Origin of the sequence: Streptomyces sp. NPDC088254 (genome assembly GCF_044740925.1) — a bacterium.
GTDB lineage: Bacteria > Actinomycetota > Actinomycetes > Streptomycetales > Streptomycetaceae > Streptomyces.
In genome coordinates this window covers 559,188-578,375 of sequence record NZ_JBIURQ010000002.1, presented here as the reverse complement: position 1 = coordinate 578,375, position 19,188 = coordinate 559,188, and the positions used below count along the sequence as shown (strand labels likewise).

At 70.3% G+C, this 19,188-nt stretch carries 13 protein-coding genes and 2 pseudogenes; 6 read left to right on the top strand and 9 right to left on the bottom strand.

The features are described 5' to 3' along the window. Positions 1-116: 116 nt before the first annotated feature. The 4 genes from ACIOC0_RS09455 to ACIOC0_RS09440 are packed head-to-tail and all read right to left on the bottom strand — an operon-like array spanning position 117 to position 3,618. Positions 117-836 (bottom strand): ABC transporter permease, encoded by a 720-nt coding sequence (locus ACIOC0_RS09455; RefSeq protein WP_130439259.1) that lies wholly within the window; start codon positions 834-836, stop codon positions 117-119. A gap of 10 nt (positions 837-846) precedes the next feature. Continuing rightward, on the bottom strand, positions 847-1,758 hold the full coding sequence (locus ACIOC0_RS09450; RefSeq protein WP_356684591.1) for an ABC transporter ATP-binding protein: 912 nt from the start codon (positions 1,756-1,758) through the stop codon (positions 847-849). Then, positions 1,755-2,663 carry an ABC transporter permease gene (locus tag ACIOC0_RS09445; protein WP_402154040.1) on the bottom strand — a complete coding sequence of 303 codons (909 nt, stop codon included), beginning with the start codon at positions 2,661-2,663 and terminating at the stop codon, positions 1,755-1,757. Before ACIOC0_RS09445 ends, ACIOC0_RS09450 begins: the two co-directional genes overlap by 4 nt. Continuing rightward, entirely contained in the window at positions 2,653-3,618 is a 966-nt protein-coding gene (locus tag ACIOC0_RS09440) for an ABC transporter ATP-binding protein (protein ID WP_402154374.1), read from the bottom strand. Before ACIOC0_RS09440 ends, ACIOC0_RS09445 begins: the two co-directional genes overlap by 11 nt. Positions 3,619-3,843: 225 nt before the next feature. Between ACIOC0_RS09440 and ACIOC0_RS09435 the strand changes: the two genes are divergently transcribed. From ACIOC0_RS09435 to ACIOC0_RS09420, 4 genes are all read left to right on the top strand, one after another. Continuing rightward, a complete protein-coding gene (locus ACIOC0_RS09435; RefSeq protein WP_402154039.1) occupies positions 3,844-5,628 on the top strand; it encodes an SDR family oxidoreductase in 1,785 nt (594 codons plus the stop codon). Between the two features lie 186 nt (positions 5,629-5,814). Next, positions 5,815-6,363: an RNA 2'-phosphotransferase gene (locus ACIOC0_RS09430; protein WP_402154037.1), complete on the top strand. Its 549-nt coding sequence runs from the start codon at positions 5,815-5,817 to the stop codon at positions 6,361-6,363. Positions 6,364-6,438: 75 nt separating this feature from the next. Next, positions 6,439-7,341, top strand: a complete 903-nt coding sequence (locus ACIOC0_RS09425) for an LLM class flavin-dependent oxidoreductase (RefSeq protein ID WP_402154035.1) — start codon at positions 6,439-6,441, stop codon at positions 7,339-7,341. Between the two features lie 59 nt (positions 7,342-7,400). Further along, positions 7,401-8,309: an HAD hydrolase family protein gene (locus ACIOC0_RS09420; protein ID WP_402154033.1), complete on the top strand. Its 909-nt coding sequence runs from the start codon at positions 7,401-7,403 to the stop codon at positions 8,307-8,309. Between the two features lie 247 nt (positions 8,310-8,556). Here the strand turns inward: ACIOC0_RS09420 and ACIOC0_RS09415 are convergent. The 5 genes and pseudogenes from ACIOC0_RS09415 to hisC form a co-directional block, all read right to left on the bottom strand. Then, positions 8,557-9,568 (bottom strand): annotated as a pseudogene (locus ACIOC0_RS09415) (peptidoglycan DD-metalloendopeptidase family protein). Positions 9,569-9,718: 150 nt separating this feature from the next. Then, positions 9,719-13,222, bottom strand: a complete 3,504-nt coding sequence (gene cydD, locus ACIOC0_RS09410) for a thiol reductant ABC exporter subunit CydD (protein ID WP_402154031.1) — start codon at positions 13,220-13,222, stop codon at positions 9,719-9,721. Positions 13,223-13,281: 59 nt separating this feature from the next. Then, a complete protein-coding gene (gene cydB / locus ACIOC0_RS09405) occupies positions 13,282-14,286 on the bottom strand; it encodes a cytochrome d ubiquinol oxidase subunit II (RefSeq protein WP_402154030.1) in 1,005 nt (334 codons plus the stop codon). A gap of 20 nt (positions 14,287-14,306) precedes the next feature. Then, positions 14,307-15,815 (bottom strand): cytochrome ubiquinol oxidase subunit I, encoded by a 1,509-nt coding sequence (locus ACIOC0_RS09400; protein ID WP_351339910.1) that lies wholly within the window; start codon positions 15,813-15,815, stop codon positions 14,307-14,309. Between the two features lie 258 nt (positions 15,816-16,073). Beyond that, positions 16,074-17,153 (bottom strand): histidinol-phosphate transaminase, encoded by a 1,080-nt coding sequence (hisC, locus tag ACIOC0_RS09395; RefSeq protein WP_402154027.1) that lies wholly within the window; start codon positions 17,151-17,153, stop codon positions 16,074-16,076. A gap of 438 nt (positions 17,154-17,591) precedes the next feature. Here hisC and ACIOC0_RS09390 point away from each other — a divergent pair, with 438 nt between their 5' ends. Continuing rightward, the gene (locus tag ACIOC0_RS09390) at positions 17,592-18,704 is read left to right on the top strand and encodes a LacI family DNA-binding transcriptional regulator (protein WP_130439237.1); all 1,113 of its coding nucleotides are present in this window, start codon (positions 17,592-17,594) and stop codon (positions 18,702-18,704) included. Positions 18,705-18,761: 57 nt separating this feature from the next. Next, positions 18,762-19,085: pseudogene (locus ACIOC0_RS09385) on the top strand (IS982 family transposase); the annotation flags it as partial. Positions 19,086-19,188 lie beyond the last annotated feature (103 nt).

The following is a 19,188-nucleotide window of genomic DNA, read 5'->3' as shown; positions in this document are numbered from 1 at the left end:
CGGTTGACGCCTGTTCACGTCGTTCGCGAGTCTTCGCCCAGTGTGCCGGGGCCGAGGTGAAACCACCGTCAAGAAGGGGCCGGCCCCTCAGCCCACCCGGACCGCGTCCCGCCGGCCTACTCCTCGCCCGCCAGCGTCAGCGACCGCAGCTTCTGCCCCGCGAACCAGGTGGCCAGCACGGTCACCGCGACCAGCAGGACGGTCGCCGTGGTCAGCCCGACGTCGGAGCTGATCAGATCACCGCCGGCCACCTTGTCGGCGACGGCCAGCGACCACTGCTGGACGCTGAGCGTGCGCGCGCCCGGCACCAGGGATCCGAACAGGGCCTCCCAGACGAGGGCGTAGACCAGCCCGAACACCACCGCGTGCCGGGACACCGTGCCGAGCAGCAGGAAGAGCGCGGCGTAGGCGATGGAGGAGACCAGCGCGGCCACCGTGTAGGCGACGGCGATCTGCTGGCCGTTGCCGTTGAGGATGAAGCCCGCGATCAGCGTCGGCAGCGCCGAGAACACCATCGTCACCGCGATCGCCACGATCAGCTTGGTGAAGATGATCGTCGGCCGCTTCAGCGGCTTGGACAGCAGGTAGACGACCGAGCCGTCGTCTATCTCCGGGCCGATCGCACCCGTGCCGGCGATGACTCCGATGATCGGCACCATGGTGGCGAGCGCGAGCCCGCCCAGCAGATCGGACGCGGTCTGGTCGTCGGCGCCCGCCAGGGCGCGCACCAGCACCGAGATCACGATCAGCAGCATCGGCAGCGCGCCGAGGATGAGGGCCCGGCGACGGCCGAGCAGGGCCCGGTAGGTGAGCCGGGCGACGGTGGGGTCGTACATCTTCGGCCTCCTACGCCGCGACAAGATACGAGAAGACGGACTCGAGGGACTCGTCGGACGGCGACACCGTGAGCAGCCGGATGCCGTTGTCGCGCGCCACTCTCGGCAGCAGCGTCGTGAAACGCCCGAAGTCGACGGCCTGGATGCGCAACGCCCCCTCGGCGACGTCCACTTCGATGCCCGATGTCGACGGGTCGGCGATCAGCGCGGCCGCGAGGGCGCGGTCGTCGCTGGAGCGCACCAGGTAGCGGTGCGGGCGGTCGGTCATCAGACGGCGGATCTTGCGGAAGTCGCCGCTGGCCGCGTGCCGCCCGGCGACCACGACCTCGATGTGCCAGGCGAGTTGCTCGACCTCTTCGAGGATGTGCGACGAGAACAGCACCGTGCGGCCTTCGTCGCCCATGCGCCGCAGCAGGTCCATGAGCTGCATCCGCTGACGGGGGTCCATCCCGTTGAACGGCTCGTCGAGCAGGAGCAGGGAGGGCTCGTGGACCAGGGCGGACGCCATCTTCACGCGCTGCCGCATGCCCTTGGAGTACGTCTGGATCTTGCGGTCCTGCGCGTACTCCATCTCCACCGTTGCCAGGGCCTTCTGGGCGGCCTTGGCACCCAGGCCGTGCAACTCGGCGTTGGCGACGACGAATTCGCGGCCGGTGAGGAAGTCGTACATCGCCTCGCGCTCGGGGACGATGCCGATGTGCTTGTAGATCGCCTCGTTGCGCCAGACCTGCTGTCCGTCGAGGGTGACGGTGCCGGTGGAGGGCGCGAGGAAGCCGCCCATCATGTTGATCAGGGTGGACTTCCCGGCGCCGTTGGGGCCGAGCAGCCCGGTGACGCCGGGGCCGATGGTCATGGTGATGTCGTTGACGGCGACCACGTTGCCGAACCAGCGGGAGACGTGATCGATGGAGAGCGTGGTCACAGGCCCACCTTCCGGTAGCGGCGCATCAGGAGCCCGTAGCTGGCGGCGATGAGGCTCAGGGCAGCAAGGACGTACACCGCGCCCTCGCCCGTGGAGGGACCGACTCCGCCCGGGAAGGCGGAGGACGCGCCGAGGAACGCGGACTGCACCCCGTCGATCAGCGTGATCGGCGAGAACAGGCCTATCCACCGGGTGGCGCCGGTGCTGCCCTGGGCGTCGGCGATGGCCTGGAGGGTGGAGACCGCGCCGTAGGAGATGGTCAGGACGGCGATGACGGCGGCGATGCCGAACCCGCGGCGCGGAGTGACCGCGGCGACGACCAGGCCGAGGCCGGCGAAGAGCAGGGAGAGCAGGGTCACGGAGACCAGTCCCTGGGCGAATCCCGTGGTCTGGTCGGCGAAGTCCAGCTTGGCCAGGAGGGCGCCCACGTAGAGCACCAGCAGGGGTGCGGCGGTGAGGATGAACAGCGCCGAGGCGAGCGCGGCGAACTTGGCGCGCACGTAGTCGGCGGTCTCTATCGGCCGGGAGAAGTACAGCGGCACAGTCTTGAAGCGCAGGTCGCGGGAGACGGACTGGGGTGCCTGCGAGGCGACGTACAGGCTGATGACGGCCTGCATGACGATGGCGTAGCGGGTGTACTCCAGCGGCAGCTCGGTCGCCTTGGTGGCGACCGCGACGGCGACCATGATGGCCGCGGGCACGCACATCACCACGAACAGCAGCATGGGCAGCACCTTGGACTTCACCGAGCGGCCGAGGCCGTAGGCGCCGCGCAGGGACTGCGAGTAGAGGGAGCGGCGGGCGTAGGAGCGGCCCAGGCGGGGGCCGTCGTAGCTGCGGTAGCCGATGTTGTGGATGCGGGTCTGGTCACCCGGGAGGGTGGGTGCGGGGGGCTCAACCGCCATGGCCGACGGCCTCCTTCCGTTGTGCGTCGCCGTCCTTGAAGACCTCGGAGATGTGGTGCCGGCGCTGTTCCATGCGCACCAGTCCGAGGCCGAGGTCGGCCACCAGGTCGCGCACCACGTCGAAGGTCTCCTCGCCCCGGGCGGTGAGCAGCAGGATGTGGCCGGCGCCCGGCAGGCCGCTGTCGCCGTCGAGGACGTCCACTCCGCGCGCGTGGAGCGCCTCGCGGACGGCGCGGGTGCCGTCGGGGTGCTCGTCGGTGTCGGTGACCTCGATCGCGAGGGTGGTGGTGGTCTGGGTGAAGTCGGTGGTGGAGCTGGAGCGCAGGAGCTTTCCGCCGTCGACGACGACGACGTGGTCGCAGGTGCGTTCCAGTTCGCCCAGGAGGTGGGACGTGACCAGGACCGAGATGCCGAAGTCGGTGTGGATGCGCCGGATCAGGCCCAGCATCTCGTCGCGGCCGACCGGGTCGAGGCCGTTGGTCGGCTCGTCCAGGAAGACCAGCTGCGGGTCGTGGACGAGGGCTTGGGCGAGCTTCACCCGCTGCTTCATGCCGGTGGAGTAGCCGCCGATGGGGCGGTAGCGCTCCTCGTACAGACCGACATGGCGCAGTGTGTCCGCGGTGCGCTCGCGGGCGGCGGTGGGCGGCAGGCCGGACATGCGGGCCATGTGCACGACGAACTCGGTGGCCGAGACGTCGGGCGGCAGGCAGTCGTGCTCCGGCATGTACCCGACCCGCTCGCGGATGGCGGCGCCCTTGGTGGCGACGTCGAGGCCGAGCACTTCGGCGCGGCCCTCCGAGGCGGGGGACAGACCCAGCAGGATCTTGATCAGCGTGGACTTGCCGGCTCCATTGGCGCCGACGAGTCCGGTGACACCGGGCCCGACGTCCACGGACAGCCGGTCGAGCGCGGTCACCCGGGGGAACCGCTTGCTCAGGCTTTCGGTAGCGATCACAGTCACGTCTTCGACATTAGTGACGCGCGCCACGTCAGTCGTCAGACCGGAGAGCCGTCTTCGCATCAACCTTCAGAAGTAGGGGAACGTAGGGGACCCCCTGCCTGAGAGTTACGGGAGAGGTGGCTCCGGGGCGGGAGTCGCCCTATTGACGGTGCGTCTAACGACTGTCAGATTCGGCGGCGTCACCTCACGGACACGCTGAGCGGCGGAAGGGGAGCGACGATGCTCGAGGGTGCGCGCGAGCGCAGGGTGCGGACCGGCGGGGTCGAGCTGTGCGTGGCCGAGCTGGGAGATGCCGGGCGGCCGACGGTGGTCCTGGTGCACGGCTACCCGGACAGCAAGGAGGTGTGGTCCGAGGTCGCGGCCCGGCTGGCCGGCGCCTTGCGTTTCCACGTGGTGCTGTACGACGTCCGGGGGCACGGCCGGTCCACCGCACCCGAGCCGCTGCGGGGCGGGTTCACCCTGGAGAAGCTGACGGACGACTTCCTGGCCGTGGCGGACGCCGTCAGCCCGGACCGTCCTGTGCACCTGGTGGGGCACGACTGGGGTTCGGTGCAGTCGTGGGAGTTCGTCACCGTCGCGCGTGCCAGGAACAGGATCGCCTCCTTCACGTCGATGTCCGGCCCGTCCCTGGACCACGTCGGCCACTGGATCAACGAACGTCTCTCCAGGCCGAGTCCGCGCCGGGTGAGCCAACTCCTCGGCCAGGGAGCCAGATCCTGGTACGTCTGTATGCTGCACACACCCGCGCTGCCCGAACTGGCCTGGCGGGGACCGCTCGGCAGGCGGTGGCCAGGCGTCCTGCGACGGCTGGAGCGTGTGCCGGGCGGTGACTACCCGACGCCCTCGCTCCCTTCCGATGCCGCCAACGGCGCCTGGCTGTACCGGGACAACGTGCGGGCACGGCTGCGTCGGCCGCGCATCGACGCCCGGACGGATGTGCCCGTGCAGCTCATCACACCCTCGGGCGACGTGTATCTGTCGGAGCGGCTGTACGACGAACTGGAGCGATGGGCACCGCGGTTGACGCGACGGACGCTGCCGGCGAAGCACTGGCTCCCGCGGACGCGGCCCGACCAGGTGTCGACCTGGATCGCCGACTTCGTCACTTCCGTGGAGTCCGCTTCGGGTGACGGGGTCGTCCCGGCCGCAGCGTCCCGGCGCGAGGCCACGTCTCCCTACTCCCAACGCTTCGGCGGGCAGCTTGTGTTGGTCACCGGAGCGGGCAGCGGCATCGGGCGGGCCACGGCGCTCGCGTTCGCCCGGGCCGGGGCGCGAGTGATCGCCGTGGACCGGGACGCGGAGAGCGCCGCCCGCACCGCGGAGGCGGCGTTGTCGGCCGGCGCGACACAGGCGTGGGCGGAGACGGTGGACGTCTCCGACGAGCCGGCGATGGAGAAGCTCGCTGCGAGTATCCATGCTGAACTGGGCGTGGTGGACGTGCTGGTGAACAACGCCGGCATCGGATTGTCAGGTTCCTTCTTCGACACGACGGCCGACGACTGGCGCAAGGTGCTGGACGTCAACCTGTGGGGCGTCATCCACGGCTGTCGTCTCTTCGGACGGCAGATGGCGGAGCGCGGACAGGGCGGCCATATCGTCAACATCGCTTCCTCAGCAGCCTTTCAGCCAGTGAGGGGTCTGCCCGCCTACGGCACGTCCAAGGCGGCGGTCCTCATGCTCAGCGAGTGCCTGCGGGCCGAACTGGCCGCGCAGGACATAGGAGTCACGGCGATCTGCCCAGGCGTGGTGAACACCGACATCACGGCGACGGCCACGTTCGTCGGGGTCGCCCCGGAGGAGGCGAAGCGTCGCCGGAAGAGGGCCGGCAGGGCCTACGGTCTGCGTAACTACCCACCGGAGAAAGCGGCACAGGCGATCTTGAAAGCGATCATCCGCAACGAGGCGGTGGTCGCGGTGACGCCGGAGGCCAAGGCAGCACGTGCGCTGTCCCGTTTCGCCCCTGGGGTGTTGAGGGCTTTGGCGCGCATCGCGCCTCGCCTGTAGGGAGCGTTGGCATACCTGAGCTCAAGTGATCGGCCCACATGTGTGCTTGCCCAACAAGGTCTTCCGGGCGTTTAGTTGTCCACAGAATTGCCAATCAGGCTGTGGATAAGCGCGGTTGGCTGTGGACCAAACATCCGGGCGCAAAACGAAATGCGTGATCCACGTCTCACGCGTCATGCTGGACGAATGGATGAAAGACGGACCGTGAAGGTGTCGAAGTACCTCTCGAAACACCTGCGGCACCAGCCCGAACGGATCGGCCTGACCCCCGACGAAGGGGGCTGGGTCGAGATCGAGACGCTGATCGAGGCGGCCGCGGCCCACGGGTTCCGATTCACCCGGGACGAGCTGCACCACGTCGTGGCCGCCAACGACAAGAAGCGCTTCGCGGTCGAGGGCACCCGCATCCGCGCCAGTCAGGGACACAGCATCGAGGTCGACCTCGGCCTGCCCCCGGCAACCCCGCCGCCGTACCTGTACCACGGCACCGTCGCCCGCTCCCTGGACGCGATCCGCACCGAGGGACTGCTGCCCATGAACCGGCACGACGTGCACCTCTCGGCCGACCGGGAGACGGCGACTCGGGTCGGCGCCCGCCGCGGCCGCCCGGTGGTCCTCTCCGTGGACGCGGGGGCCATGCACCGCGACGGCCACGTCTTCCACGTCAGCGCGAACGGGGTGTGGCTGACGAAGGCAGTCCCGCCGCGGTATCTGCGGTTCCCCGAGCCCCGCTGACGCTGCACCCTGTGGTGAGACACACACACGGCGACTGTTTCACGTGAAACAGGACGTCCGCATAGGCTCGCTGCCATGAGTCTGCGTCTGAGCACTGTGATCCTCCCGTACCGCCGCTGGCAGGACGGCAGCCGTTCGGCGTGGATGCGCGCCGAGCAACTCGGCTTCCACACCGCGTACACCTACGACCACCTGTCCTGGCGCGCCTTCCGTGACGGTCCCTGGTTCGGCGCGATCCCGACGCTGACCGCCGCCGCGTCCGTCACGGACCGGATCCGCCTCGGTACGCTGGTCACCTCGCCGAACTTCCGGCACCCCGTGACCCTCGCCAAGGAACTGATCTCCCTGGACGACATCTCCGACGGCCGTGTCACCCTCGGCATCGGAGCGGGCGGCACCGGCTTCGACGCCACCGCCCTCGGCCAGGAACCCTGGACGCCTCGCGAGCGGGCCGACCGCTTCGCCGAGTTCGTGCCCCTTCTCGACCGGCTGCTCACCGAGGACTCCGTGTCCTTCGAGGGCGACTTCTACTCGGCGCACGAGGCCCGCAACATCCCCGGCTGCGTCCAGCGGCCCCGACTGCCGTTCGCCGTCGCCGCGACCGGGCCGCGCGGGCTGAAGCTGGCGGCCCGGCACGGGCAGGCCTGGGTGACCACCGGCGACCCCCGGCTGTTCGAGAACGGCACGTCCGAACAGTCCGTCCAGGCCGTCCACGGCCAGATCGAGAAGCTGACGGACGCGTGTGTGGCTCTCGGACGCGATGTGAACTCGCTCGACAAGATCCTGCTCACCGGTTTCACCCCCGACCGCGCCCGACCGCTGGAGTCCCTGGACGCGTTCGTCGACTTCGCGGGGCGCTACAAGGAGCTCGGCTTCACGGAGCTCGTTCTGCACTGGCCCATCCCGGACTCCGACTTCGCCGCGGACCAGAAGGTCTTCGAGGAGATCGCCATGGAGGCCCCGGCGCAGCTGCGCTGACCTCGACGGTCCCTGCGCCGGCCTCATCCGTGCGGACCGTCGCACGGGCGTGCAGGCATATGCGCGAGAATGGCGCGGTGACCTCAGCGACTCGACAGCCCGAGACCCCGGCCGCCGCCACCCCGCCACGGCTGATCGCCACCGACTTGGACGGCACTCTCCTGCGCGACGACAAGTCGGTCTCGCCACGGACGGTCGCGGCCCTCGCCGCCGCCGAGGAGGCCGGCATCGAGGTCTTCTTCGTCACCGGCCGCCCGGCCCGTTGGATGGACGTCGTCAGCGACCACGTCCACGGGCACGGACTGGCGATCTGCGGCAACGGCGCCGCCGTGGTCGACCTGCACGGCGGCCCGGGCACCCACCGGTTCGTGAAGGTGCGCGAGCTGGCCCGGGAGAACGCTCTGGACGCCGTACGGCTGCTGCGCGAGGCGGCGCCGGGGACCATGTACGCGGTCGAGCAGACGTACGGCTTCTACCAGGAGCCGGAGTACCCCAAGATGCACATGGAGGTTCCCGACGCCCTGGCTCCCGCCGAGCGTCTGCTCGCGCCGGACGCTCCGGGCGCCGACGAGCCCGTGCTGAAGATCCTCGCGTTCCACCCCACGCTCGAGCCTGACGCGTTCCTCACCGTGGCCCGGCTGGCCATCGGCGACCGCGCCAACGTCACCCGCTCCAGCCCCAGCGCCCTGCTGGAGATCAGCGGCCCCGACGTCTCCAAGGCCAGCACGCTCGCCCTGTGCTGCGCGGAACGCGGCATCTCCCACGAGGAGGTCGTCGCGTTCGGGGACATGCCCAACGACGTCGAGATGCTCACCTGGGCGGGCCGCTCGTACGCGATGGGCAACGCGCACCCGGACGTGGTCGCGGCGGCCTCCGGACAGACCGTCGCCAACAACGACGACGGCGTCGCCGTGATCATCGAGGAGCTGCTCGCCGAGCGACTCCGCGCCGAAGGCCGGGAGCGGTAGGCGCTTAGTGCTGTGACCGGAAAGGTTTGCCGGGAAGCTCGCGGCGTCCGGTGCCGGGGGTACCTCCCACGCCTTTCAGGCAGTGGGGGGGCATCGCAAGGCGGAGCATCGCCCGCGCACTGGACGTACGCGGGTGATGTGACAACGCGGCGGTGGGGGCCCCTCCCTCGCGAGCGAAGCCGAGCGGGAGGGGAGCCGTGCCGGACGTCGCGAGCCGGTGAACCTTTCCGGTCGCAGCACCAGGGCGTCACTGGCCGACAGGAGCCCCGTGTGCCGCCAGCCAGGGCACCGGGTCCACCGCGGAGCCTGCCTCCGGGGTGACCCGTGCCTCGAAGTGCAGATGCGGCCCTGTGGAGTTGCCGCTGGTGCCGGACTGGCCGATCAGCTGCCCGGGGCTCACGCTCTCCCCCTGGTCCACGGTGACGGCCGCGAGATGGGCGTACCGGGTGTAGTAGCCGTCGTCGTGCTCCAGCACGATATCGATGCCGAACGCGCCTCCGCAGGAGACCGCCACCACCCGTCCCGCGCCCACCGCACGTACCGGCGTCCCGATGGGCACTGCGAAGTCCTGCCCGGTGTGCCGGTTCGCCCAGTGCTCGCCCGCGCTGCCGAAGCCCGCTGACAGGGTGTACCCCTCGACGGGTGTGACCCAGGCACCGGAGTAGGACGCCGGTTCCTGGTCCAGCCGCACGGCGCCGCGGCACGAACCGGCGGCGACCGAGGCGTCGGCCTCCCCCTGCAACTGCCCGCGCGCCTGTTCCAGCTTCTGCTCGATGTCCGCCTTGAGGGAGGCGAGTTCGAGTGTGCGCTGCTCCATCGCCTGCCAGCCGGCGGCCGCCTTCGCCTCGTCCGCCGCGAGCCGCGCCTCCGCCAGCCGGCTCTCCCCGATGGCCTTGTCGACGTCCAGGCTCATCTGCGCCAAGGTGTGCTGCCTGCGTGACGCCGTATCGGGGTCGCCGGCCTGAAGGACGTGCGCCGCGGCCGACAGTTCGCCGCCGGTGCGGTACTGGGCGCGCGATCCGGCCGAGTTCCTCCCGCAGCTCGGCGACCTCCTGACGCCGGCCGGTGAGCAGCGCCTCCAGCCGCTCCACCTCCGCCCGCCGGGCCTCCGCCTCCACCCGCCCGGCCTCGTACATCTGGCCGGCCGCGTCCTCGTACAGGCGCGCCACCTGTACGCCGGCCCCGATCTCCGCAGCGACGTCGTCGCCGCCGGACTCCGCGCCGGCGGATATCGGCCCTGCCGCCACCAGCGCGGGCACACACAGCAGAACCGGGACTATCAGCAGGCGGCAGCGAGATGAGCGCGTGTCAGCGATCGTGGCCCGGCGGGCCCGCCCCGGTCCTGTTCACGTCGTACGCCCGGGGGACCGGACAGCACGAACGGCCCAGCCGCGTGGTGAGCGAGCCCGCTACCGCACGCCCGCCGGCGTCTGCGCCGCCGTCTCCCGCTCGATCATCATGCGCAGCGGCCCCACCTCGGCGGCCAGCTCCGCGTATGCGCCTCGCTGCACCACGCGTCCCTCGTCCAGGACGATCACCTCGTCAACGGCGTCCAGTCCGGCCAGCCGGTGCGTGATGAGCAGCGTCGTCCGCCCCTCGGTGGCGGCCAGCAGGTCCGCGGTGAGGGCGTCGGCGGTGGCCAGGTCGAGGTGTTCCGCGGGCTCGTCGAGCACCAGAACGGGGAATTCGGCGAGGAGAGCGCGGGCGAGCGCGAGCCGCTGCCGCTGCCCGCCGGAGAGCTTGGCCCCGTACTCGCCGACGAGCGTGTCGAGGCCGTCGGGCAGGCTGTCGGTCCACTCCAGCAGCCGGGCCCGGCCCAGCGCGTCCCGCAGCCGGTCCTCGGTCGCGTCCTTCCTCGCCAGCAGCAGGTTCTCGCGGACCGAGCTGTCGAAGAGATGCGCGTCCTGCGCGCACAGCCCGACGAGCCGCCGTACGTCGTCGCAGTCCAGGGCCCAGGCGTCGACGCCGCCGAGCGTGTACACACCCTTGTCCGCGTCGAGGAACCGCAGCAGCACCTGGGCGAGCGTCGTCTTGCCGGAACCGGAGGCGCCCACGACGGCGATCCGGCGTCCTTGGTCCAGGGTCAGGTCGACCCCGGCGAGGGCGTCCCGGTCCTGCCCGGCGTGCCGGGCATGCAGCCCCTGGACGACGAGCGGGAACGGCGAGGCGGGGGCCTGCTTGGGCCGCTCCGGTTCCCGCACCGGCTCGGGGGAGTCCAGCACCTCGAAGACCCGCTCCGCGCTCCTCAGCGCCCGCTGGCGGTACTGGACGGCCGTCGGCAGCCCGAGGACGGCCTCGAAGGCGGCCAGCGGGGTGAGGACGACGACGGCCATGGCCACGCCGCTCAGCCGCCCCGCGCCCACGGCCTGCGCACCGACGAGCGCGGAGGCGGCGACAGCCAGTCCGGACACCAGCGCGGTCAGTCCGGCCCCGAGGGCCGTGGCGGCGGCGGCGCGTGAGGCGATCCGCGTGAGCACCGAGTCCGCCGCGCGCACCTCGGCCGTCCGGGCCGGCAGGGCGCCGGCGACGGCCAGTTCGGCGGTGCCGGTGAGAAGGTCGGCCGCGCGGGTGGCGAGTTCGCCGCGGGACGGGGCGAGCCGGCGCTCAGCTCGGCGCGCCACGGCCGCGGTGACCAGCGGGACGGCCACTCCGGCAGCGAGCAGACCCGCGGCGAGGACGGCGCCGGCCTCGGGCAGCAGCCACGCCGCGAAGGCGACGGACCCGGCCGAGACGACGGCGGCCGCGCCGGCGGGCAGCAGCCAGCGCAGCCAGTAGTCCTGCAGCGCGTCCACATCGGCGACGAGCCGGGACAGCAGGTCCCCCCGGCGCGTGGCGCGCAGCCCCGCGGGTGCCAGCCGCTCCAGCCGCCGGTACACCGCGACCCTGGTGTCGGCGAGCATCCGGAGCACGGCGTCGTGCGAGACGAGCCGCTCCGCGTACCGGAACACCGCCCGCCCGATGCCGAAGGCCCGCGTCGCCGTGACCGCGACCATCAGGTACAGCACCGGCGGCTGCTGTGAGGCCCGGGAGATGAGCCACCCGGAGGTGGCCATGAGTCCGACCGCGCTGCCGAGGGCAAGGCTGCCGAGCAGCAGCGCCAGGGCCAGCCGGCCGCGCCGTGCGCCCGCCATGGCCCTGACCCGGGCGAGGACCGCGCCTCCGCTCGAGGGGAGCCGGTCGTCGGGCTCGGCCACGCCGGTGTGCGGCACCTCCGCGTCGCGGCCCTCGGACAGGTCGTCCACCCGGCGGACCGCCGTGGTCCGTACCGGCCCCGTGGCCGGCTCCACGGCGTCCAGGCGCACCACCCGGTCCGCCAACGCCATCAGCGCCGGCCGGTGCACGACGAGCAGCACCGTCCGCCCGGCCGCCAGCCGCCGCACGGCGGTCACCACCTCCGCCTCGGTCTGCCCGTCGAGCGCGGCCGTCGGCTCGTCGAGCAGCAGGACGGGCCGGTCGGCGAGGAACGCCCGGGCCAGCGCGAGCCGCTGGCGCTGGCCGGCGGAGAGTCCGGAGCCCGCCTCACCGAGCACCGTCCGCTCCCCCTCGGGCAGCGCGTCCACGAACTCCAGGGCGCCCGCGTCGGCCAGCGCCCGGCGCACGGCCGCGTCGTCGGCGTCGGGGCGCGCCAGCCGAACGTTCTCGGCGATCGTCCCGGCGTACAGGTGCGGGTGCTGCGGCACCCAGGCGATCCGGGACCGCCACTGCTCCAGGTCGATGTCCGCCAGGTCGGTTCCCCCGACCCTGATCCGGCCTTCCGTGGGTTGGACGAAGCCCAGCAGGGCGTGCAGCAGGGTGGACTTGCCCGCGCCGCTCGCGCCGACGAGGGCGACCGTCTCGCCGGGACCGGCGGTGAAGGACACCCCGGACACCGCGGCGAGGGACCGTCCGGGATAGCGGACCGTCACGGCGTCGAAGGCGATGGCACCCGCCGGCGCCGCGCTCGTGCCCGACGCCGGGAGCGGGGTCTCCAACACCTCGAAGATCTCCTCGGCGGCCGCGAGTCCCTCGGCAGCAGCGTGGTACTGCGCTCCCACCTGCCGCAACGGCAGATAGGCCTCCGGCGCGAGCACCAGGATGACCAGGCCGATGTAAAGGTCCATCTCGCCGTGGACGAGCCGCATGCCGATGGTCACGGCGACCAGAGCCACCGACAGCGTCGACAGCAGCTCCAGGGCGAACGACGAGATGAAGGCGATCCGCAACGTCCGCAGAGTGGCTCGCCGGTACTCGCCGGTGATGCGCCGGATCGACTCGGCCTGGGCCTTGGCCCGACCGAACACCTTCAGCGTGGGAAGTCCCGCGACGACGTCGAGGAAGTGCCCGGACAGCCGGGACAGAAGCCGCCACTGACGGTCCATCCGCGCCTGTGTCGCCCAGCCGATCAGCACCATGAACACCGGGATCAGCGGCAGCGTGCCCACGATGATCGCGGCGGACACCCAGTCCTCGGTGACGATCCGCGCCAGCACCGCCACCGGCACGACGATCGCGAGGCCCAACTGCGGCAGATAGCGAGAGAAGTAGTCGTCGAGGGCGTCCACCCCTCGCGTGGCGAGGGCGACGAGCGAGCCGGTGCGCTGTCCGCTGAGCCAGCCGGGGCCGAGCAGGGTCGCCCGCTCCAACAGACGTCCCCGCAGCTCCGACTTCACGGCGGCGCTCGCGCGGTGCGCCGAGAGTTCGGTGAGCCAGGCAACCAGTGCCCGACCGACCGCCACGGCTGCCAACGACACCAGAGGAGTGCGAAGTTGGGTGATCGGCGATCCGTGCTGGAACGCGCCGACCACCACCTCGGCGATGAGCATCGCCTGAACGATGACCAACACCGCTCCGACGACGCCCAGTGCGACGACCGCCACAAGGAAGAGGCGAGTGGCGCGGGCGTAGCGGAGCAGGCGCGGGTCGATCGGTTTCACGTGAAACACACCCTCTTCTCAAGGGGCGTGTTCCACGTGAAACACGCCCCGACTCGGACTCAGTGCACCGACTCGGCGATGTGCTGCGTACCGATCCGCTTGCGGAACACCCAGTACGTCCACCCCTGGTAAAGCATCACGATCGGTGTGGCGATGACCGCGCACCAGGTCATGATCTTCAGCGTGTACGGGCTCGACGAGGCGTTGGTCACCGTGAGGCTCCATTCCTCGTTGAGGGTGGACGGCATGACGTTCGGGAAGAGCGTCAGGAACAGCATGGCCACGGCAGCCACGATGGTGACTCCGGACAGTGCGAACGACCACCCTTCGCGCCCCACCTGGTTCGCCACGAGCGCCGCGACCAGAGCGGCCACCGCCACGCCCATCGCCACCAGGCTCTTGGCGTCACCGCTGTCGATCTGCGTCCACAGCAGGAAGAGCAGCGCGAGGACGGCGGTCACCAGACCGACCTTGGAGGCCAGCCTGCGGGCCCGCTCCCGGATCTCGCCGACGGTCTTGAGCGCCGTGAACACCGCTCCGTGGAAGGTGAACAGGGTCAGGGTCACCAGACCGCCCAGCAGCGCGTACGGGTTGAGCAGTTCCCACAGGCTGCCGACGTACTCGAAGTTCCGGTCGAGCTTCACGCCGTGGACGATGTTGCCGAAGGCCACACCCCACAGGAACGCGGGCAGCAGCGAGGTCCAGAAGATCGCGTTCTCCCAGTTGCGCTGCCAGTTCTCCTCGGGCCGCTTGGCCCGGTACTCGAAGGCGACGCCCCGGACGATCAGACAGACCAGGATGAGCAGCAGCGGCAGATAGAACCCGGAGAAGAGCGTGGCGTACCACTCCGGGAAGGCGGCGAAGGTCGCGCCGCCCGCCGAGAGCAGCCACACCTCGTTGCCGTCCCAGACCGGCCCGATGGTGTTGATGAGCACCCGCTTCTCGGGCCGGTTGCGGGCGAGCAGCTTGGTGAGGACGCCGACACCGAAGTCGAAGCCCTCCAGGAAGAAGTAGCCGATCCACAGGACGGCGATCAGGACGAACCAGACGTCGTGCAGTTCCATGACTGTGCAGCTCCCTCGGCCTAGTACGAGAAGGCCATCGGCTTGTCGGCGTCAGGGGAGTCGCCGCCGATCTTCGTGGGCGGATTGAGGTCGGCCTCGGTGAGCTCGGGCGGACCGGCCTTCACGTACTTCACCAGCAGCTTGACCTCGACCACGGCGAGGATCGCGTACAGAGCAGTGAAGACGATCATCGAGGTGAGGACCTCGCCCTGAGACACACCGGGGGAGACCGCGTCCCGGGTGCGCAGAACGCCGTAGACGACCCAGGGCTGGCGGCCCATCTCGGTGAAGATCCAGCCCCACGAGTTGGCGATCAGGGGGAAGCCCAGGGTCCAGATCGCCGCGAGCCAGTACAGCTTGGTGAGCTTGGGGCTGAGCGCCTCGTTCCGGAAGAGCACCACGTGCGGCACCTCGTCGTCGCCGACCCGCAGATGCTGCGGCAGCATGAACTTCTTCCGGGTCAGCCACAGCCCGGCCGCACCGATGGCGAAGGACGTCATGCCGAAACCGATCATCCAGCGGAAGCCCCAGTAGGCAACCGGGATGTTGGGCCGGTAGTCGCCGGGGCCGAACTTCTCCTGCTCGGCCTTGTTGACGTCGTTGATGCCCGGCACGTACGAGCTGAAGTCGTCGTTGGCGAGGAAGGACAGCAGGCCGGGGATCTCGACGGCGACCTTGTTGTGGCCCTTGTCGACGTCGCCGTAGGCGAAGACGGAGAACGGCGCGGGCGCCTCGCCGTCCCACAGGGCCTCGGCCGCGGCCATCTTCATCGGCTGCTGCTCGAACATGATCTTGCCGAGCACATCGCCGCTGACCGCGGTGAGCAGGCCGCCGACGGCCACGGTGACCAGGCCGAGTCGCAGCGAGGTCTTCATCTCCCGGATGTGCTTCTTGCGCAGCAGATGGAAGGCGGAGATGCCCACCATGAACGCGCCGCCGGTGAGGAAGGCCGCCGAGAGGGTGTGGAAGGCCTGGGCGAGCGCGGTGTTCTGGGTCAGCACGAGCCAGAAGTCGGTGAGCTCGGCCCGGCCCTTCGCCCCGTTGATCCGGTAGCCGACCGGGTGCTGCATCCAGGAGTTGGCCGCGAGGATGAAGTAGGCCGACAGGACGGTGCCGATCGAGACCATCCAGATGCAGGCCAGGTGGATCCTCTTGGGCAGCTTGTCCCAGCCGAAGATCCACAGGCCGATGAAGGTCGACTCGAAGAAGAAGGCGATGAGCGCCTCGAAGGCGAGCGGGGCGCCGAAGACGTCGCCGACGAACCGCGAGTAGTCGGACCAGTTCATGCCGAACTGGAACTCCTGCACGATGCCGGTGACGACACCCATCGCGATGTTGATCAGGAAGAGCTTGCCCCAGAACTTCGTCGCCTTGAGGTATTTCTCCTTCTCCGTGCGCACCCAGGCGGTCTGCAGGCCGGCTGTGAGGGCGGCCAGCGAGATCGTCAGGGGTACGAACAGAAAGTGGTAGACGGTCGTGATGCCGAACTGCCAGCGCGCCAGGGTCTCCGGCGCCAACGCCAGGTCCACGTCACCGCTCCTAACTTCACGCTTGTGAAAGCGTTCACATTCACAAGCAATTATGACGCATAGCCGTTCGACACCCGTACAGCGGGGTCCCCGAACGACGCTTCAGGCCTCTGAACAGCGACAGAGCACTCTCTGGGGCGCGCGAGGACGCTTGCCGGCAGCCCGGCAGGGCGCTCCTCCGCGGCATGCGAAAGGGCGCCTCGGTTCCACGTGAAACCAAGGCGCCCCGACGGTGGCCCGACCCGCTCGCGGTCGGGCCTACAACTCCTTGCGGATGCCCTCCGCGACCTTGAGGAAGATGTCGTTCGCCTCGGTCTCCCCGATCGTGACCCGCACGCCCTCCCCCGGGAACGGCCGGACCACGACGCCGGCCTGCTCGCACGCCGCCGCGAAGTCGACGGTGCGCTCACCCAGCCGCAGCCAGACGAAGTTCGCCTGCGTCTCGGGCACCGTCCAGCCCTGCGCACGCAGCCCCTCCACCACCCGGATGCGCTCGCACACCAGCGAGCCGACCCTCCCGAACAGCTCATCCTCAGCCCGCAGCGACGCGATCGCGGCTTCCTGGGCGAGCTGGCTCACTCCGAACGGCACCGCCGTCTTGCGCAGCGCCGCAGCCACCGGCTCATGGGCGATCGCGAAACCAACCCGCAGACCAGCGAGCCCGTACGCCTTGGAGAACGTCCGCAGGACGCATACGTTCGGCCGCTCGCGGTACAGCACACAACCGTCCGGCACCTCGGGGTCGCGGATGAACTCGCGGTAGGCCTCGTCCAGGACGACCAGCACGTCAGCCGGCACCCGGTCGAGGAACCGTTCCAGCTCCGCCCGCTTCACGACCGTTCCGGTGGGGTTGTTGGGGTTGCAGACGAAGATCAGCCGGGTCCGCTCGGTGATCGCGTCCGCCATGGCGTCCAGGTCGTGCACATCGCCCTGCGTGAGCGGCACCTGCACCGCGGTCGCACCGCTGATCCGCGTGATGATCGGGTACGCCTCGAAGGAACGCCAGGCGTAGATGACCTCGTCGCCGGGGCCTGCGGTCGACTGCACCAACTGCTGGGCGACGCCCACCGATCCGGTGCCGGTGGCGACGTGCGAGGCGGGCACGCCGAAACGCTCGGCGATCTCGTTCACCAGCCCCGTACAGGCCATGTCCGGATAGCGGTTGAAGGACGCGACGGCGGCCGAGACGCTCTCCAGCACACCGGGCAGCGGCGGGTAGGGGTTCTCGTTGGAGGACAGCTTGTAGGCCACGGGACCGCCCGCCGCGGCCGGCTTGCCCGGCTTGTAGGTGGGGATCCCCTCCAGCTCGGCGCGCAGCTTGGGGCTCGTCTCGCTCACCGCAGTCCTCCTCGTGACCACCACCGGCTTCAATACTGCTCACCTTATGAGGATTGGGCCACTCGCGAACAGGTGCGGGAGCCCTGGTGGCCGACCCGCGTGCCGCCGGCCGGCGAGCGCGATCCCTGGCCGGCGACCCCTCGGCAGTCGCATCTACGTACGAAGGTGTACGAATCGGGGGCGCGCTTCACATATATCTACGCGCCGGTGGTTCGCGCCGTGGCGCGCATCCCTCGTGCAGGTGAGTTGAGACCTCTTCGAGACATCGGTGCCTCAACAGGCGCATCCATGCGAGCACCACACGTCCCGATGCACGGGCTCTCAACTACCTTCATTTCCATGGCAATTGACCCCTGGCGACCGTGCAGAAACGTGCCTGTCAACGCGCGCATATGCGTCCGCCCTACCCCACCCGATGAGCCCTACTATCGGCTCGCCATGACAGCAGCAGGGAAGCACCAGGTGAGCCGCGCGGAAACCTCACGCAGAGGCAGCCGGCCGGGCCGGGCGGGCATCAGGGACGTGGCCGCCGCCGCCGGAGTGTCCATCACGACCGTCTCCGACGCCCTCAACGGCAAGGGCAGGCTCCCCGACGCCACCCGACGCCATGTCCGTGAAGTCGCCGACCGGCTGGGCTACCGCCCCTCGGCCGCGGCCCGAACCCTCCGCACCGGCAGGTCCGGCCTCATCGGCCTGACCGTGACCACGTACGGGGATGAACCTTTCACCTTCACCGAGTTCGCGTACTTCGCCGAGATGGCGCGCGCCGCCACCTCGGCCGCTCTCGCCCGCGGCTACGCGCTCGTCATCCTGCCCGCGACCTCGCGCCACGACGTGTGGTCGAACGTGGCCCTGGACGGCACGGTCGTCATCGACCCGTCCGACCAGGACCCCGTGGTCAGCGAACTCGTCAAGCAGGGCTTACCCGTCGTCTCCGACGGCCGCCCGGCCGGCACGCTCCCGGTCACCGCCTGGGTGGACAACGACCACGAGGCCGCCGTCCTGGACCTCCTCGACCATCTCGCCGACGCCGGCGCCCGCCGCATCGGTCTGCTCACGGGCACCTCCACCGACACGTACACCCACCTGTCGACCAGCGCGTACCTGCGCTGGTGCGAACGCGTCGGCCAGGACCCCGTCTACGAGGCCTACCCCGCCCACGACCCGTGCGCGGGCGCAGTCGCCGCCGACCGGCTGCTGGCCCGCCCCGACCGCCCGGACGCCGTCTACGGCCTCTTCGACCCCAACGGCACCGACCTGCTGGCCGCCGCCCGCCGCTACGGGCTGCGCGTCCCCGAGGACCTGCTCCTGGTGTGCTGCAGCGAGTCCACCGTCTACGCCGGCACCGATCCGCCGATCACCACGCTCTCCCTGAAACCACGCCGCATCGGGACGGCGGTCGTCCAGCTCCTCATCGACGCGATCGAGGGCGTGGAATCCGACCACCCGGTCGAACAGGTGATACCGACCGAACTGATCGTGCGCACCTCGTCCCAGCGCCGCCCACCGCGGACGACGGTGAGTCCGCCCCGGGCGCCCGAGAAGACCTAGACGAGTAGTTCCGAATGCGGGGTTCTCAGACGGAGGGAGGGTGTCCAACATCGGGTTGTGACGACCGAGTTGGACACCCTCTTGACCGCACTCTACGTGCATGTTGATGACCGTCTGAAGACCTCACGCCGGCGTGGCCGGCCGCCCCGGCTGACCGATGCGGAACTGGTCACCCTGGCCGTGGCCCAGGCGATGCTGGGCTTCCGCTGCGAGGCCCGCTGGCCGCGTTTCGCCCCCGCTCACCTGCACACGCTGTTCCCGTATCTGCCGCAGCGTCCGGCCTGCAACAAGCGCCTGCGGGCCGCTCTGCCGCTGGTCGAACCGGTCATCCGGTCACTGGCCGCAGACACCGACCTGTGGCTGGACGACGTGTGGATCGTGGGGGTTGGTGACAGCGATCACTGGAGTGTGATCTTGAATGAGTGAGGGCCTTCCGGGTTCGGTGTGGATTGCGACACCTGCACCGAACAACGAAAGGCCCTCG